At 75.2% G+C, this 17,925-nt stretch carries 6 protein-coding genes; 2 read left to right on the forward strand and 4 right to left on the reverse strand.

What is annotated here, in order from left to right; all coding sequences use genetic code 11:
* Positions 1-24 precede the first annotated feature (24 nt).
* Positions 25-873 (forward strand): class I SAM-dependent methyltransferase, encoded by an 849-nt coding sequence (locus tag FRADC12_RS08500; RefSeq protein ID WP_232303678.1) that lies wholly within the window; start codon positions 25-27, stop codon positions 871-873.
* Between the two features lie 139 nt (positions 874-1,012).
* On the opposite strand, the gene FRADC12_RS08505 is transcribed toward FRADC12_RS08500, so the two are convergent.
* The 3 genes from FRADC12_RS08505 to FRADC12_RS08515 form a co-directional block, all read right to left on the reverse strand.
* Positions 1,013-2,635: a hypothetical protein gene (locus FRADC12_RS08505; RefSeq protein WP_045876253.1), complete on the reverse strand. Its 1,623-nt coding sequence runs from the start codon at positions 2,633-2,635 to the stop codon at positions 1,013-1,015.
* A complete protein-coding gene (locus FRADC12_RS08510; protein ID WP_045876254.1) occupies positions 2,632-6,732 on the reverse strand; it encodes an alpha-(1->3)-arabinofuranosyltransferase domain-containing protein in 4,101 nt (1,366 codons plus the stop codon). The genes FRADC12_RS08505 and FRADC12_RS08510 overlap by 4 nt, the downstream gene beginning before the upstream one ends.
* Before the next feature lie 309 nt (positions 6,733-7,041).
* Complete coding sequence (locus tag FRADC12_RS08515; protein WP_349305931.1) at positions 7,042-10,635, reverse strand: UvrD-helicase domain-containing protein; 3,594 nt, start codon at positions 10,633-10,635, stop codon at positions 7,042-7,044.
* A gap of 310 nt (positions 10,636-10,945) precedes the next feature.
* Between FRADC12_RS08515 and FRADC12_RS08520 the strand changes: the two genes are divergently transcribed.
* Positions 10,946-16,015, forward strand: coding sequence for a PDDEXK-like endonuclease domain-containing protein (locus FRADC12_RS08520; protein WP_045876255.1), 5,070 nt, complete (start codon positions 10,946-10,948; stop codon positions 16,013-16,015).
* On the opposite strand, the gene FRADC12_RS08525 is transcribed toward FRADC12_RS08520, so the two are convergent.
* Positions 16,012-17,682, reverse strand: a complete 1,671-nt coding sequence (locus FRADC12_RS08525) for an acetamidase/formamidase family protein (RefSeq protein WP_045876256.1) — start codon at positions 17,680-17,682, stop codon at positions 16,012-16,014. The genes FRADC12_RS08520 and FRADC12_RS08525 overlap by 4 nt on opposite strands.
* Positions 17,683-17,925 lie beyond the last annotated feature (243 nt).

The raw sequence follows: 17,925 nt of genomic DNA on the forward strand, positions 1-17,925 counted from the left end.
AGAAGCGGTGTTATCGTCGCCCGCATGCCTGAGACGGTGCCCGTTGCATGGTCCGGCGCGGCTTCGGCCGCCCCGGTCGAGGAGGCCGGCGCCGCCGCCGAGCTGAAGACCCAGGTAGCGCCGGAGGACCCGCCGGTCGTCGCGCTGCCATACCCCGGCTGGGGCCTGCAGCGCTCGGCCAAGCTCCTGTTGGCCCACCGCAAGGAGCCGGTGGACCCGGCCGGCTTCTACTCCCTGATCGCGGCCGACTCGGTCCGCCAGCTGGAGCGGTACACGTCGATCGCCGGCAAGCTCGTCCTCGACGTCGGCGGCGGCCCTGGCTACTTCCGGTCGGCCTTCATGGCCGCCGGTGCCCGCTACTACTGGGTCGAGCCCGACGTGTCCGAGATGGGCGCGGCCGGCATCGAGGTCCCGGGGCGGGTCCGCGGCAGCGCGCTGGAGATGCCGTTCCGCACCGGCTCGATCGACCTGACCTACACGTCCAACGTGCTCGAGCACGTCCCGGACCCGTGGAAGATGTGCGGCGAGCTGGTCCGGATCACCAAGCCGGGCGGGCTGATCTTCCTGAGCTACACCTCGTGGCTGTCGCCCTGGGGTGGGCACGAGACCGCGCCCTGGCACTACCTCGGCGGCCACCGCGCCGCGGCCCGGTTCGAGCGCCTGCGCGGCCACCCGCCGAAGAACGTCTACGGCAGCAGCCTGTTCCCGGTCTACGTCACCGACGCCCTCGCGTGGGCGAAGACCCGGATGGATGTCGAGATCGTCGACGCGATGCCGCGCTACCTGCCCGACTGGGGCCGGGCGATCCTGCGCATCCCGGGCCTGCGCGAGATCGTCACCTGGAACCTGGCGATGATCCTCCGCAAGAAGTAAGGCAGGCGCTTCGCGCCAGCCTTCGGGCGCGAAGCGCCCTCAAACGCCTGCGGTTGGCCGATGTGGACGCGTGGGGCCACGCCTGCCCGTGGGCAGCACCTGGGTCGCGTTGGCGGTTCGTCGCAGACTCGCCCCCGGGTCAGGAAGCGAGCAGGACTCGCAGGTCGACCCGGGCCAGCCACTGGTCGAGCCGGAACGGCTTGTACGGCCATTTGAGGCCGTCGAGCACCAGCTGGTTGACCGGCAGCCAGAGGATCCGGCGGTCGGCGTCGACGGCGCCGCGGCGCACCCCGACGTACCACTTCGACGACTCGCGCAGCTTGGCGAGGCCCAGGTCGACCGAGGCCGCGATCGTGAAGGTCATCTGGTCGCCCGAGCCGGCCGGGCGCACCGCCTGGAGCAATCCGCCAACCGCGACGGCGAGGACGACGCCGGTCGCCGGGTCGATGGTCAGGCTGCGCACCAGCCCCCCACGATCCGTCCCGGACACCAGGTAGTCGGGGGCGCACTCGACGCCGAAGGTCTGGGTCCAGTCACCGACGGCGGGCGCCCGGCGTACCAGACCACGCTCGCTGCCCAGCTTGGGATAGACGGCCATCGTGGCGGCGCTCAGCCCGTCGGCCTTCGTCCGCGCCACGTACAGGTTCCCGGCGTCGTCGAAGCAGGCGGTCTCCATCCGGGAGCCGTCCTGCACGGCGCGCACCGCCCCGCTGCGCGGGACGATCTGCCCGGCCGAGGCCGAGTACGAGAACTCCTGGATCGGGAACGGCTGAGTCTTGTGGTCACCGTCCCGGCAGTCGCTGATGAGCACGAACCGCTCGTCGTCGAGCTCGCTGGTCGGGTCGGCCGCGACCTCGCGGGGGTTCACCACCACCGGCACGCCCAGCGGCTGCGTCGGCGGGTACTGCCACCAGGCTTTGAGCCGGCCGTCCAGATCGAGCACAGCCAGCGCACCGGAGTCGGTCCCGCCGCGGGGGTCGCCGAAGTACTGGGCCACCACGACGTGCCCGGAGCGGGGCAGCCGGGCGAGCGAGACCGGGCCTCGGGGCGTCCGCGGCGCCGGGCTGACCTGGGGGTAGGCCTGGGTGGCGGTCCACGGCTCGGCGCGGCCGGCAAGCTCGTCGGCGGTCCAGGACAGCGTTCGTTCGTACCGCCACCCTTCGGTGCCCAGCACCAGCTGCCCGACGGACGGGTACTGGCCCGACGTCCGGGTGTCCCAGCCGTGGAACGGCAGCGCGGAGACGAAGAGCACGCGCGGTGTGCCCCCGGGGTCGGACACGACGAGCACGTCGCTGACGTCGGCGCCGCCGATCCCCCGGAAGTTGCGGTCGGTGCTCGCCGTCGTGGTCTGGCCCGTGGTCGTCGGGATGACCATCCGGGTGAACTGCCGCGCGGACGGGGTGAAGACACCGATCTCCATGTCGTTGCTGGTCGGCCGCGCCTGGTCGTCGCTGAACGGGGTCGTGCCGACGAACACCGAGCCGTCGCCGGCGACGGTCGACATGAAGGCCGCCTGCCCGGCCCCGAAGCGCAGCTCGGGCACCTCGACCAGGGTCGTCGACGGATAGCCCTTCAGGCCGTCGAGTGACCCCGGGGCGCCGAAGACGGTCGTCAGCGGTGGCCCCCCGCTCGGCGCCGGGGCCGGCGGGCCGCCCGGCTCGTCGCAGGCCACCGCGGCACCGACGGACGCGACAGTGAGGCCGGCGGCACCGATGAGCTGCCGGCGGGTCAGGCCCCGGCGCCCCGTGGTCCGTTGGATCACGTACGCCGCCGAATCCAGTGCGTGTCCGTCGTCTCCGCCGGGTTGCCGACCGCGGGGGCGACCACCGGCGGCGGCGCCGCGGTCGGTGGAGACGGATCCGCGGGCTCGCCTGGCGGGGCCGGCTCGGCCAGCTCGGCTTGCGGGGCACTGCCGCGCAGCGCGAGCGCGGCCACGACGGCCGCCAGGGCGATCGCCCCACAGGTCTGGACGAACGGGCCGAACGCACCTGCATGGGAGGTGGGAACGGCGTCCGGCCGCACCGCGACGCCCACGCCCGAGGCAATCATGAACAGCAGGGTGGTCCACCCGAGTGCCGGTGGGTAGCGCCGCCCGACCAGGACCAGGACCGGCACGGCGAGCGCGACCGGTCCGGCGACGAGGAACACGGCGATCGTGCCGAGCAGGCCGCCGGCAAGCCAGCCGGGCACCCGCGCGAGGCGACCTACCACGGGCATCGTCCACGGGTTCAGGAACCGCGGGTAGTCGTCGGGCTCCACCGAGCGCCGCAGCCGCCACCGGCCGGGCAGCAGCGCCAGCGCGATGAGGAGCAGTGCCAGGAGACCACCGACGAACAGCCGGGTCCGGTAGGAGTAGCCCGGCAGGTTCTCGATCACGATCGTGCCGCCGGAGCCGGCCGGCACGATCCACCCCTGCTGCCAGCCGTCCAGCCGCAGCGGGGTGAGCCGCTGCCCGCCCAGCGTCGCGGTCCACGACGCGTTGGCGTTCTCGTGGACCGCCAGCAGCGCCCTCGTGCCGGACCCGATCTGGACCGTCCGGCGCTCGGACCCCCAGCTGGTGACCGTCGTCGAGCGCGCCTTGTCGGTGCTGATCTGGCCACCCGCGCCAACCAGGGTCAGCGACGACATGAGCAGGCCCGTGCCGGCCTCGTCAATCTGAAGGTCGTGCTGCCCGGCCGACAGCGGGATCGTCCCGTCCGGGGTGCAGACCCCGATCCCCAGCGGTTTCGCGGCGGCGATGTCGGACTGCTGGCCCTCGACCCGCAGCTCGTAGCGGGTCCCGTCGACGATCACCGCCGGGCCCTTCCCGCAGGGCAGCTCGAACGCGGGCGCCGGGACGGCCGAACCGACCGTCAGCGACGGAACGCCCGTCGTGGTCCCCAGGACGGCGAAGGTCATCGGCCGCGGCACGTCGAACCGGCGGTGCAGGCTGAGCTCCTCCGAGCCGCCGAACGGCTCCGTGACGTCCACCGCCTCGCGGTCGAACGTGTACGCGACCTGCCCGACACCAGCCGTGAACAGGCCCGCGGTGTCCGACGGGGTCTGGACGTAGCGCTGGATGGCCACCCCGGGCAGCTTGAGCTCGCGGATGCCGGCGCCGTAGGTCGAGCCGGACTTCTGGGTGACCTTCTCGAACGTGACCCGGAACGACGTGCTCGCCCCGGCGGGGACGGCCAATCGCTGCGTCGTCTCGTCCGAGCGCACCGTGGTGACGACCGAACCCGTACTCGTCGTCACCCGCAGGGCCTGGACCGCCGGGCGCCAGGACCCCTCTTCCAGCAGCTGCACGTCGATGTACGGCACGGAGGTCGCCTTGGGGACGTCCACCTCGATCCAGCCGCCGACGGAGCCCTTGGACGGGTCGGCGACGACGGACCAGGAGGTGAACGGCAGGCCGTCGACGGCCGCCGCGGGTGAGACGTCGGGTCTGGCGACCAGCTTCGACCCGTACGAGGAGGCCCTGACCTGCACCCCGTTCTCGTAGGCGGCGACGGTCTGGTGGCCGTCGGCCGGCTCGTCCAGCCACTGGTGCGGCGGCCCGGTCTCCCCGGCCGCGTTCTCGTCCGGGCCGAGCAGGTAGGACGTCGCGTTGTGGATGACGCCGAAGTCGGTCTCGCGGCGGGTCAGGGTATCGGTCGTGACCATCGCCGTGGTGGGCCCGATGATGTCGCTGGCCGGTACGGGCGGGACCAGGCCGCCGGACGGCGTCGTGGCGTCGTCGGGTGCGCCCGGCAGGCCGGAGAGGTCGTTCGCGAGCACCACGGCGCGATCGGTGCCGAGGACCCCGTGCGCGGCCATCTGCACCGTGGCCTCGGAGCCGCCTGACACCACCATGGTGGTGTCAGCCGGGTAGGCGGTGACCTGGGTGGCGCCGTTCGGAACGACCCAGACATCCAGCGCCGGGACCTTCTGGGTGGGCTTCGCCTTCCCCGCGATCAGCCGATCCCGGGCGCTCGGCCTGGCCGTCTTCATCGGCCCGAACGTGGCGGCGCGACGCAGGCCCGAGTTGGCCAGCGCACGGTAGATCTCGCTCGTCGACGGCGGGTTGTCCCAGTCCTCGTCGGAGATGTCGTTGCGGATTAGCACCTGGCCGACGCCCGCGCGGGCGAGCGCGTCCGCGAGGCCGGAGGCCGACCCGAGCGCCAGCTCCTGCTCGATGCCGTCCATCCATCTGGTCATCCCGGCGTTCCCCAGCGGGATCAGCGAGCGGGCCGCCCAGGGGGTGCTGGCCAGAAAGGCCATCGGCTCGTCGAGCGGGCGCCCCCAGTCGTATTCCGCGAACGGCTTGGCGGGCAGGACCAGCGTGGTGCCACCGGCCGGGTTGCTCGCGAGCCAGTCCGCCGCCTGGTGCCAGTAGCCGGGCACCTCCTTGAACGTGCCGGCCTGGAACATCTGGCCTTCGAAGGCCGGCATGACGCCCGTTCCCACGGCGGCGAGGACGAGAACACCGGCGATGGCCGAGCGCGGGCGCAGCCGCGGCAACGAGTGCTCGAGCCTGGCCGGGCGGCGCAGCCGGCCGAGGGCCGCGGCCAGGCGGCGGCGCCAGGCTGGGACTTCGCCCGCCGCGTCGGCAGACCTCGCCTGGCCGTGTGTACCGCTGACGACGTGCAGGGCATGGGCGATCCCCAGCGCCAGCGGTACGTGGGCGACCGACTCGAACTTGTAGACGTTGCGCAGGAAGCCGAGCTGCCCCGAGAGCAGGTGGCGGACGCCGTCGGCCAGCGGGCTGCCCGGCTGGCCGGGGTAGGCGGCCGACACGGCGACGATGCCGGCGGCGAGGCTCACGATGAGGAAGCGGCGCGCGGGCAGGTCCCGGCGGGCCAGCCCCCAAAGTCCGATGGCGGTGGCCACGGCCGAGCCGACCACGGCGACCGGGTTCGTCACGTCCACCGAGGCGGCCGGCAGCCAGGGCGCCGGCACGCGCAGGTAGGCCAGCCAGTCCGTGGTACCGCGCAGCGCCTCCGCGACCGACGTCGGGGAGGTCGTGGTCGCCGCGGTCTCGGTGAACGGCAGGAAGTTCAGCCCGTAACGGCTCTGCGTCATCAGCGCGAGCAGCCACCAGGCGGTCGCCAGGAACACGGCGAGCACCCACCACGCCCGCAGTGCCCAGGCGCGCCGCGACCCGCCGGCGAACACGAGCAGCACCGCCGGGCAGACCAGGACGCACAGCGTGACGGACGCGTTGACACCGCCGGTGCACACGATCGCCAGACCCGACAGCGCCGCCGCCCGGCGCGGTGACAGCCGGCGGGCCGCGGCGGCCGAAGCGTCCGGGCCGGTTCCGGCCGCTGTACCGGTGTCGATGCCGCCGGCGCCGTCCGGGCGCAACGCGAGCACGAGCGGCAGCGTGATCCAGGGCAGCATCGCCGCGCCGGTCAACGCGACCGACGAGGCGCCGATCTTCCCGATGAACATGGGCGAGAGGCCGTACCCGACGCCCGCGACCACCCTGGTCCACGGCCGCCCGATCCGCAGCGCGTCGGCGAGCCGGACCAGGCCCCAGGCCGCCACCGTGAGGATCAGCGCCATCCACAGCCGCTGGGTGATCCAGGCGGGGACGCCCATGACCTTCCCGAGCAGGAAGAACGGCCCCATCGGGAACAGGTAGCCGATGTACTGGTTCGGCAGGAAGCCGAAGTCGGCCGACGAGTTCCACAGGTGGGTCGCCCACTCCATGAACCGCAGCGGGTCCAGTGGCACGTTCATCTTGGTGTCGGCCACCAGGCGCCCCGGCGCCTGCAGCAGGAACAGCGTGACCATGCCTGCCGCGATGACCGCGAGTGGCCACCGCGGCGTCCTCGCGGCTGGCGGTCCGCCGTCGGCGCCCTCGGGCGAGGCGATCGCCGGCTGCGCGGTCATCGGTACGTCTCTCGGGACCCGTTCGACCATGACGTCGCCGGCGGGGAGGTCGTCCTGCCCGGCCAGAGACGGTGCGGCGCTCGACGGTTCGGTCGGTCGGTTCAGGATCGCAGCACTCCGTAGATCTCGTTCGCCCTTCCGGGCGTTCCGGGGGCTCTTTGGGGGGATGCGCCCTGGTGTCGCCAACCTTCATACCTCGCGCGCCCAGCACTGGACCGATCGGGGAGGCCGGCGCGGGCGCTCGTGGGGAGCGGGTTGAGCCAACCCACCCGCAGCCGTGCCGTTCCCCTCGCCGTGCGTCCGCCGAGGTCAGAGCAGCCGCAGCTGTTCGCCGGCCGGACGGGCCCGCGGGAGCTGTCCAGGACGGCCCGAATGGCGGTCGAGCAGACGCGGGTCGAGGTCGGCCAGGAACGGCGACGGGGCCCGCCTGACCGTGGCACCGGCGGGCGAGGTCACGTGGCTCAGGACGAGCCGGCCGCGGGCCCGGGTAATGCCGACGAAGAACAGCCGCCGTTCCTCGGCTAGCGGGCCGCGGGCCGGATCGTCCGGCCCGCCGGCGTGGCCAGCCCTGTCGCCGGAGCGCGGCGGCCGGCCCCAGGTCATCGGAAGCAGGCCGTCCTCGCACCCGACGATGAACACCAGGCCGAACTCCAGGCCCTTCGCGGCGTGCAGGGTGAGCAGGGAGATCCGGTCGGCGCGGGGGTCGAGGGTGTCGGACTCGGTGGCCAGCGAGACCGAGGTGAGGAAGCCGACCAGGTCGTCCCCCGCCGCGGCCGCGGCCGGCGCCAGCAGCTCGACGCCCACCCTGATCTCCGCCTCGGACGCGACCCCCGGTGGGCCAGCCGTCTCGCGCGCCGGCGCCAACGACGGCTCCGGCCGGTCGGCGGCCAGGACCGCGGCGAGAACTGTGCCGCGGGCGGTGGCACGAACGGCCGCCCTGGCAGCCGCGTCACGCACGGCGGCCGAGACGGACCGGGGAGCGCCGTCCCGGCGCTCGGCCCGCAGCTCGGCGAGCAGCACGGCAACGCCGGGCGCGTCGGCGAGCGGCCCGTGCGAACGCCGCTGGAAGGGGAGGCCCCGCCTGGCCAGCGCCGCCATGACCGGTTCGGCCTGCCGGGCCGTCCGGTACAGCACGGCGATGTCGGCGAACGACAGGTAGCCGCCGGCCGGGCCGTCGGGCCGGTCGGTCCCGAGCTGGCCCGAGACGTCGCTGTCGAGCGAGTGGAAGGAGGTGCCGCCCAGCGCCGCCTCGATCGTGTCGACGACGGCGAGCGCCTCCTGCGCCTCGCTCGCGCAGGCCCGGACCAGCACCGGCGCCCCACCGGGCCCGGCGGGGGCCTGGCCGCGCCGGTCCGGTCCGAGCCCCGCGAGGTTCGCCTCGCCAGCCGATGGCGCTGGCGCGTCCGGACCGTCCGGGTGGACGGCGACCAGCTCCCGGCCGGGGACGAAGCTGGCCGGCGCGATCGCCGAGCGGGCGGCGGCGACGATCGTCCCGGTCGAGCGGTAGTTGCGGGTCAGCGCGGCGCGCCGGGCGGCCGGGAAGTCCTGCTCGAAGCGCAGGAAGAACCCGACGTCAGCGCCCCGGAAGGAGTAGATCGCCTGGTCCGGGTCACCGATCACGGTCAGGTTCCCGGCCGGCGGGCACAGCACCCGCAGCAGCCGGTACTGGGCCTCGTCGACGTCCTGGTACTCGTCGACCCAGACGTGCCGGAACCGGCGCCGGTAGCCCTCCGCCAGCTCCGGCTCGGCGGTCAGCAGCGCTAGCGGCAGCGCCAGCAGGTCGTCGAGATCCACGAGGTCACGCTCACGCAGCGCGGCGTCGTAGCGGGCGAGCACGCCCGACAGCTCGTCGCCGCGCACCTGGTCCCCCAGCGCCCGGCGCCGCTTGAGCTCGCCGATCCGGCGCGCGGCCGCGGCCCTGGCGGCGACCGTGCCGGCGGCGTCCCCGAGCGCCTCGGCCAGCAGCTCGACGCGGACCGCGTCGTCGGCGACCTGGACCTGCGGCCCCCGGGCGAGCCGGATGTGCTGCTCGCGGACGACCAGCAGGCCCAGCCCGTGGAACGTCGTGGCGGTGACGCGCTGGTCGCGCGCCTGGCCGCCACCGAGGCCGCCGTCCAGGCCGCCGCCGCTCGCCGGCCCGAGCAGCCCGTCGAGCCGTTCGACGAGCTCGTCGGCCGCCCGCCGGGTGAACGTGACGGCGAGGCACTCCCCGGCCGGAACACCTCGCTCGCGGACCCGGTGGGCGATCGCGTGCACCAGCGTCCGGGTCTTGCCCGTGCCGGGCCCGGCCAGGATCACCAACGGCCCACCGGTCACGGCCGCCGCCGCGCGCTGGTCCGGGTCCAGCCCGTCCAGGACGCTGGCCGGGCCGCCGGCGGCGGGGGACAGCCCCGCCGTCTCCAGGGTCCCCGGCTCGCCGGCAGGCTCCGCCGACGCTTCCTGCGACGTGCGGGTCTCCGAGACTAAGGGCGCGGACGGGACGGGTTCCGACGGGACGGTCGGCGACGACGCGGGCTCCGACGGCCGACGTGGCGGTGGCACCGCCACTCGCCTGGGCTTCGCGGCCGGAGCGGACGACGCGAGGTCGAACAGGGTCGCCGTCTGCCCGCCCAGCTCGCCGGGGGCGAACATCCGGATCGCGCCGTACTCACCGTCGAAGCCGGCCTCCCGCAGCACCTCGCCGCGGCGCAGCCGGCCGACCGCCTCGACCAGCTCCGCCGAGCCGGCCGCCCCGATCGCGGCGAGCTCGACGTCGCCCAGGATGCCCAGCTCCGGGCCGAGCCGTTCGACAAGCGAGCCGACCTGGGTCGCGACCGCCTTGCTCTTGGGCCCCACTCCGAGGATCTCGCCTACGATCTCCGGCAACGCGACGAACGAGCGCACCTGCCCGGCCGTGGCCGGTACGTGCAGCGTCTCCCGGTCGGCGAGCGCGTCGACGCGGTGCAGCACGCCGACGGTCAGCGGCTTGCCGCAGGACGGACACGCACCGCCGGCGGCCTTGGTCTCCGCCGGGGTGAACCGCACGCCACAGGCCCGATGGCCGTCATGGTGATACTTGCCTTCTTCCGGGAAGAACTCGACGGTTCCCGTGTAGCCGGCGCCGGTCCGCAGCGCGTCCTTGATCGCGAAATAGTCCAGGTCGCAGGACAGCGCGGTGGCCTCGCGGCCGAGCATGGGCGGCGAGTGCGCGTCCGAGTTGGAGACGAGCCGGTACCGGTCGAGCCCGGAGATCCGCCAGAACATCTCCGGGTCGGCGGACAGCCCGGTCTCCAGGGCGAAGACCTCGTGGGCGAGGTCGTCATAGCAGTCGTCGACGGCGTCGAACCCGGATTTCGAGCCGAGGACCGCGAACCACGGGGTCCAGACGTGCGCCGGGACGAGGTAGCTGCCCGGGTCGGACTGCAGGGTGATCTCGAGCAAGTGCCGCGAGTCGAGCCCGAGAATCGGGCGGCCGTCGGCGGCGAGGTTGCCGATCCGGGCCAGCGCCGCCGTGATCCGGGCAGCCGCCTCCCGGTCGGGGGCGTAGAGAAGGTGGTGGACCTTGCGGGTCCGGTCGCCCTTCTTGTAGATCGTCGAGATCTCGGTGGACAGCAGGAACCGGGTCGCGGTCCGGCAGGACACGGGCAGCCGGCGCAGCACGTCCTGTTCCAGGTCGGGCCGCAGCCGGAACAGCCCCGGCTCGGCCGGCACCAGCTTGTCCTCGAGCTCCTGGGCCCAGGCCGGGTGGGTGAAGTCCCCCGTACCGACGACCCGGATGCCCTTGCGGGCCGCCCACCAGGCCAGATGCTCCAGGTCGCAGTCCCGGCTACAGGCCCGCGAGTACTTCGAGTGCACGTGCAGGTCGACGTAGAACGGAGCCGCCGACGCGGCCGCCGGACCGCTCCAGACGGGCGTCCCGTCCAGCTCGCCACCGCCATCCGCCGAACCCGCCACGCGCGCCACGCCTCCCGAACCGCGCTGGCCCTACGGCGGCGCCATCGCCACCCGGGCGGCGCTCATTCTCCCGCCTCCTCGATCAGCCGGCGGCGGCGCCCCCGGCCCGGGCCACCTCCGGACGACACCACCCGGCTGGCTGCGCCCACGCCGGCCACGGCCGGCCCAAGCCGTCCCTCCGGGGGCACGCCGGACGGCCGCCCAGCCAGCCGAGCCCGGGCAGCCGGCGGGCACGACGGCGACGTGGAGGATGATTCGGGGATCCAGGCGGGAGGGGTGGATGGAGACGGCGGCGGCGCAGCGGGAACGTTTCGCGATGCTTACCAACCGGTGTCACCGGATGGTGCGATTCCTGCACGAGGTGGCGCTCTCCCAGGCCGACCAGGTGACGCGGGTCGAGGACAACCCGCTGGCGCTGTGGCTGGCCGAGCTGCCCGGCGGCCTGTCGCTGTTCGAGCACGCGACCGCCGGCGAGGTCGTGCTGGAGGCTCCGGCCGCGGCCGTGCTGCCCTCGCCGCCTCCGCTGCCGGACGCGCTGGCCGGCTGGGTCGTGCTGCCCGAGCCGGGCGACCTCCCGTCGGACTCGCCGCCGCTGCGCGAGACCAGCCTGCGGGCCCCTGACCAGCTTCGTTGGTCCGGCGGGGAGCCCGGCGGCTGGCCGGACGGGGTCTGGCCCGACGCCATCCCGCTGCGCCCGGGCGGCCAGCCGGTCACGGACGGGTTCGCCGAGCCGGTCCGCCTGGTCGACCGCCCGGAGGTGCCGGCGGCCTACCAGGACTGGCTGCCGACCTGGCAGATCTGGGCCAGCCGGGCCCGGGCCGACGCGGACCGGCGCACCCTGCACGGCACGCTGCACAGCGTCGCCGGCCGGCTCGCCCAGGAGGGCGACGGGCTGGAGCTGGTGCTCGCCACCGGGCTGCTGTCCTGGCGGGCCCCCGATGGCCGGACGCTGCGGCGCCACCTGCTGACCACCCGGCTGGCCGTCGAGATCGACCCGGTGAGCTCGGCGATCCGGCTGCGGGTCCCAGCCGGGGTCGCGACGAGGCTGGAGGACGGCCCGCTGCTCGACGGCCTCGCCGTCTTCCACGAGGAGCGCACAAACGCGCTGCACGAGCGGCTGCGGGCCCGCCCGGCGGCGCCGCTCGGCGCGGACGACGAACGGCTGCTGCGGGACTGGCTGGCGGTCGCGCTCGACGTCGGCCACGACGGCTATCACCCGTCGTGGCAGCCGTCCGGCCCGCCGACCGACCGGCCCCGCATCGACCTCGCCCCGGCGATCGTGCTCCGTGCCCGCGGCCAGGCGGCGCTGCTGACGTACTACGAGCAGATGCTCGACGCGCTGCGCGGCGACGGCCGCCCGCCGCTGGGCCTCGTCCAGCTGGTGGAGACGCTGGAGGCCGACGAGCGGCTGGCGTGGCTGGCCGCCGAGGGCGCCGCCAGCCCGGGCCGGCTGTCGGACGACCCGTTGTTCCCGCTGCCGGCGAACCCCGAGCAGGCGCACGTCGTGGCCCGGCTGCGGCACGACAGCGGCGTCGTCGTCGAGGGGCCGCCGGGCACCGGGAAGACCCACACCATCGCCAACCTGGTCTCGGCGCTGCTCGCCGAGGGCCAGCGCGTCCTGGTGACCAGCCAGAAGGCGCAGGCGCTGCGCGTGCTGCGCGACAAGCTGCCCGAGTCGCTGCGGCGCCTGTGCGTGTCGCTCACCGACGCCGAGGGGCTCGGCACGGACGAGCTCACGGTCAGCGTCAGCGCGCTGGCGGCCGAGAAGGCGGCCTACGACCCCGCCGGCCAGGCCCGCCGCATCGACACCGCCCGGGCCCGCCGGGACGCCGCCGTGGCCCGCCGCGACGAGCTTGCCGCGGCCATCCAGCTGCAGCGGGCCGCCGAGGCCATCGGCCATCCCGCGAGCGAGGTCGCCCCCGGCTGGTCGGGCACCCGCGGCGCGATCGCCGCCAGGGTCCGCCGCGAGCAGGACGACCACGGCTGGCTTCCGAGCCCCGTTCCCCGTGGGGACGCGCGGCTGCGGGCAGGCGGCGCCCCGGGCGAGGCTCGGCCGAACGGCCGGGACGCCGGCGCCGGGGAGGTCCCGCCGGACGCCCCGCCCGCGCCGCCGCTGAGCGCGGCCGAGGCCACCGAGCTGTGGACGCTGCTGCGGACCGCCGACAGCTCCTTCCCCGATCCCGGTACCACGCCCGAGCCCGGTGATCTGACCGGCGACGACCTCGGCCTCGGCCCGATGTCCCTGCCCTCCGTCGAGGCGATCGAACGGCTGGTGGACAGGGAGCGGGCCACGGCGGCGGAGGCCGCCGCGGCCACCCGTTCCGCCACCGGGTCGGCGGTCCGCGCGGTCGCCGCCGCGCTCGGCGTCCTCGACACGGCGGGCCTGGACCGGCTCACCGCCGCGGTCGGCACCGTCACCCGCACGCTGGAGGGAGCGCGACGGACCGCCCGGCACGCCCCCTGGCTGCCGCGCGCGCTCGACGCGGCCCTCGTCGGCCGCGACGCCGCCGTCTGGACGAAGGTCACGTCGGCCGGGTCAGCCCTCGACGCGGCGACCGAGGCGCTCGCCACGCTCGGGCTGCGGGCCGTCAGCCTGCCGGCCGACGTGACCGCCGCCGCGGCCGCCGGGGTGGTTCCCGCCGACCCCACCGCCACGCCCGCCGCGAGGCTGCTCGCCACCGGCGAGGCCCTGCGGGGCCATCTGGACGAGGGCGGCAACCTGCGCCGGATGTTCCGGTCCCGGGCACAGAAGGACGCGGCGGACCTGCTCGAGGGAACGACGGTCGACGGCCTCGCACCGACCACAGCCGAGCTGCTCGACCTGGTGCTCGCCAGGCTGCGGGCCGAGGTCGCGATCGACGCCGCGGCCAGGGCCTGGGCGCTTGCCGGTGTCATGGTCGGCTTCGAGCCGAGGGGCGCAGTCGACGAGCCGGCCGGGGACGCCGCGGCGCCCGAGGCCCGGCTGGCGCGGCTCATCGAGGCGCAGGACGCGCTCGGCGCGATCGTCGCCGTGGTCACGGCGCGCGATCGGGCCCGTTCCCTGCTCGCGGCGCTGGAGGCCGAGACGACCCCCAGCTCGGCCCGATCTGAGGCCGACAGGCTCGCGGTCGGCTCCGGCCTGGTCGACCTCAGCTCGACGGACGCGCTGCACGATCTGGTCGACGCGGCCGCGATCGCCCGGCTGCGCCTCGCCGCCGCCCAGGCTCAGGCTGACCTCGACCAGCTGCGCGCAGAGGTGCTGAGTGCCGCCGAGCGGCCCGGCTTCCCGGCCGAGCTGCGCCAGGTCGCGGCCAGCCTCGCGACCCGCGACCCGGCCGCCTACGGCGCCGCGCGCCACCGGCTGCTCGACGCGGCCGCCGCCCGCCGGGCCTCCACGCGGCGGGCGGACCTGCTGAGCCGCCTGACGGCCGCGCACCCGGCGCTCGCGGAGCTGCTGGTCGCCGAGGCCGGCGGTCCCGACCCGGCGACGTCCGCGAGCGATGCCGACTGGCGGCGCCGGCTCGCGCGTTTCGAGGCGGCCTGGTCGTGGGGCCTGGCCGCCGGCTGGCTCGCCGACGCGGGCGCCGCCGGGCCCGGCCGTACCGGTGACGCACCCGATTTCGACGCCCAGCTCGACGCCGCCGAGGACGCCGTGGCCGCCGCGACGGCCCAGCTCGCCGGCGCCAAGGCGTGGCAGCACTGCCTGGAACGCATGGGCACCCGGGAGTCGGCCGCGCTGCGCGCCTACGCCGACGCCGTCGGGGCCGGCAGCCGGTCCGGGCGGCACGCCGAGCGCTACCGCCAGGCCGCACGGGAGGCCATGGCCGTCGCCCAGACGGCCGTGCCCGCCTGGGTGATGCCGATCGGCGCGGTCCTGTCCACCATCCCCGCGGTGCGCGACAGCTTCGACGTCGTGATCGTCGACGAGGGCAGCCAGGCCGGACTGGACAGCCTGTTCCTGCTGTGGCTCGCCCCACGGGTGATCATCGTGGGTGATGACCGGCAGTGCACCCCGCCGGTCACCCTGGGCCGCGGGGCAGTCGTCGCGGATTCGAGCGGCAGCGGTCCCGAGCGGACAGCCGAGGCCGGCGCGCTGGCCGCGCCGGACGCCTGGGCACCCGACGACGCCGACGAGCTGGACCCGGTCTTCCGCCGGCTGGACGCACTGCTGCCCGACCTGCCCGCCTGGCTACGGGTCTCGTTCACCCCGCGCTCCAGCCTGTTCAGCCTGCTGCGGACCCGGTTCGGCGAGGTCATCCGGCTGCGCGAGCACTTCCGCTGCATGCCGGAGATCATCGAGTGGTCGTCGGCGATGTTCTACCGGGACGCGCCACTGGTGCCGCTGCGCCAGTTCGGCGCCGACCGCCTGCCGCCGCTGCGGTCCCGGCACGTCCCGCACGGCTACACCACGGGTGCGGGCGCCGGGCTGCGCAACCCGGCGGAGGCCGAGGCGCTGGTCGCGCACCTGCTGGAGTGCGCGGCCGACCCGCGCTACGACGGCGCCTCCTTCGGCGTCGTCGTCCTGCAGGGCACCGGCCAGGCCGAGCTGGTCCGCGCCCTGTTGGCGGCCCGGCTGCCGGCCGCCGAGCAGCTGCGCCGCAGGCTCCGGGTCGGCACCCCGCCGGACTTCCAGGGCGACGAGCGGGACGTCGTGTTCCTGTCGATGGTCGTCGCGCCGGGCGCGCCGGCCATCGCGCTGACCCGCCAGGAGTACCAGCGGCGGTTCAACGTCGCCGCCTCGCGCGCCCGCGACCAGGTCTGGCTGTTCCATTCCGCCGGCCTCGAGGACCTGGACCCCGGCGACCTGCGGCACAGCTACCTGTCCTACGTACTGGCGCACAGCCACGCTGACGAGAACGAGGCAGAGGAGCCGCCGCGGCTCGACCAGGTCGCCCCGGACATCCCGCATCCCCGGTTCGACTCGCTGTTCGAGCAGCGGGTGTTCCGGGAGCTCACGAGCGCCGGCTACCGGGTGGCCCCGCAGGTCGAGGTCAACGGCCGGCGGATCGACCTGGTGGTCGCCGGCGGCCGCGCCCGGCTGGCCGTCGAGTGCGACGGGGACGCGGTCGAGACGACGGCGCGGGTCGCGCACGACTTCGCCCGGGAACGCCAGCTGCGCCGGGCCGGCTGGCCGTTCTGGCGGGTCCGCCAGTCCGACTTCGAGACCGACCCAGCCGCCGCCCTGGCCAGCCTGTGGCCCCGCCTCGCCGCCGCCGGCATCACACCGGTGGACAAGTCCGCGCCGGCCCGCGAGGACGGCACGACCGCCGCCGGCTCGGGCGCGAGCAGCCCGGTCGCCACCGCCCCGACGGCCGGCTGGCGGCCCATCGCGCTGTCCGACCAGGACGGGCTCGACGACGACCTCGACTAGCCCGTCGACGGTGGGGTCGGCGTCTCGCTGCGGCGCAGTGGCCGGCGCGACGAGCTCGAGGTGACCTGCCGAGGCAGCGAGCCGGGAACCTGATCGGCGGCCCGCGGCGCCGGAGCGGCCGGTCCGCCGTCCGTCCCGGCGGGGTCTCGCTCCGCCTCATCCTGCCCATCTCGCTCGTCGGCGCCGGCGCCGGCGGGCGGCGGCGGGTCGTTGACCTTCTTCCGGCGGACGGCGGCCCGCGGGAGGCCGACACGCTCGTCCTCGCGTGGGGCATCGCCGTCATCCTGGGTGCGCGCCGCGCCGTCGAGCGCCTCGCCGTCCGCGTCGTAGCCGCCGCCGTCGCGGCTGGCGCCATCCAGGCCGTCATAACCGGCACCGTCATGGCTCGCACCGTCATGGCTCGCACCGTCATAACCGGCACGGTCATGGCTCGCACCGTCGTAGCCGGCACCGTCGTCGTTGCCGACCAGCCGGCCGAGCGCGGCGCGTGGCAGCCGCGGCCGGGGCGGCGGTGGCTCGGTGAAGTCCGACCGCCGGATCCGGCAGTAGGCGGTCTGCACGCCGTTGACAACCTGGCTCATCCCGAAGTCGGCCGCGGCCGTCAGGTAGGCCAGCGCCGAGGCCCGGTCCAGGCCGAGCCGGCTGGAGAGGAACAGCACCGCCGAGCGGGCCGCCCGCCGGATCGCCTCGGTGGGGTCGACATCCAGGCCCAGTGTGAGCCAGGACAACTCGGTCTCGACGAACGGCTCCCGCAGCGATCCGAGTGCCGCCCTCGCCGCCGGCTCCCGCAGTGCGGACAGCCGGAACGTGGCCCGCAGCGGGCCCTCCAACGCGGTCAGCCCGATCTTGCCGGCGCCGGCCGCGTAGTGCGGGTCGCCGACCGCGAACAGCGCGCCGGACACCTGGACCGGCAGGTAGAGGCGGGCGCCGAGGCCGAGGTCGCCGCAGTCCAGGGCGCCGCCGTGCAGCCCGACGGAGGTGGACGGGACAGTGGCGGCACCGGCCTCCGGGTCGGCGCCGTCGCTGCCCGGCTCTCCGCCGAGATCGACGGCGACCGCCATGATCCCGACGAACGGGTTGAGCGGGAAGCGGACCCGGGCGCCGCCGGCCGTCGCGTCGAGCACGCCGAACAGCTTGCCCCGCCGGCGCTCTACCGCGCAGAAGCTGCCGACGGTGCGGAAGCCCTGCCAGTGGCGGGCGTCGGCGTCCTGGTCCGGCATCGGGCCCTCGGGGAACTCGCCGGCGAGCAGGCCCTGCCCGTGCCGGTTGGAGATCAGCCCGTACCGGGCCCGCGGCAGCAGCGAGAGGATCTCGACGCGCAGTACGTCGCCAGGCTCGGCGCCGCGCACGTGTACGGGCCCGGTCACGACGTGCGGGCCGTCGACCCCGAAGCGGTGCGGGATACCGGACGCGGCGATGGCCCGCGCGTCCTCGAGCACCTCGGAGGCGGTGACGCCGTGCCGGGCGAAGAACGTGTCCGGGTCACGGCCCTGGTCCTCCAGGATTCCCTCCTGGCTGACCGTGTCGATGGTGACCGTCGCCCCGTTGTCGACGGTGAGGACGGGGCGGGTGCGGGCAGTCGGCAACTCCCCCCACCGGACCGTCTCCGGGGTCGAAGGCAGGTAGTGCTTGCCGTCGACCTTTCCCTTCCCTGGCTGCAGCGCCACCGGCGCCCTACCGTCGCCTGCGCCCGGGCCGCCGGCGGGCCGCCGGCGCGGCCCGCGCAACCACCCCCGAGGGGGCCGGCGGGGTCCGGCCGCGCGGGCTGGGCCGCGAGGCGTCCACGACCGGCGCCGCCGGGTCATTCGGGCGGCAGAGGGAGTCGAGCGGCACGGGCGTCAGAGTCCCAGCGCGATATGACGGTCAGATGTCAGCGATGTTGCCATCGCCGGCATTCCGTCAAGACCCGG

This window comes from Pseudofrankia sp. DC12, from assembly GCF_000966285.1.
GTDB lineage: Bacteria > Actinomycetota > Actinomycetes > Frankiales > Frankiaceae > Pseudofrankia.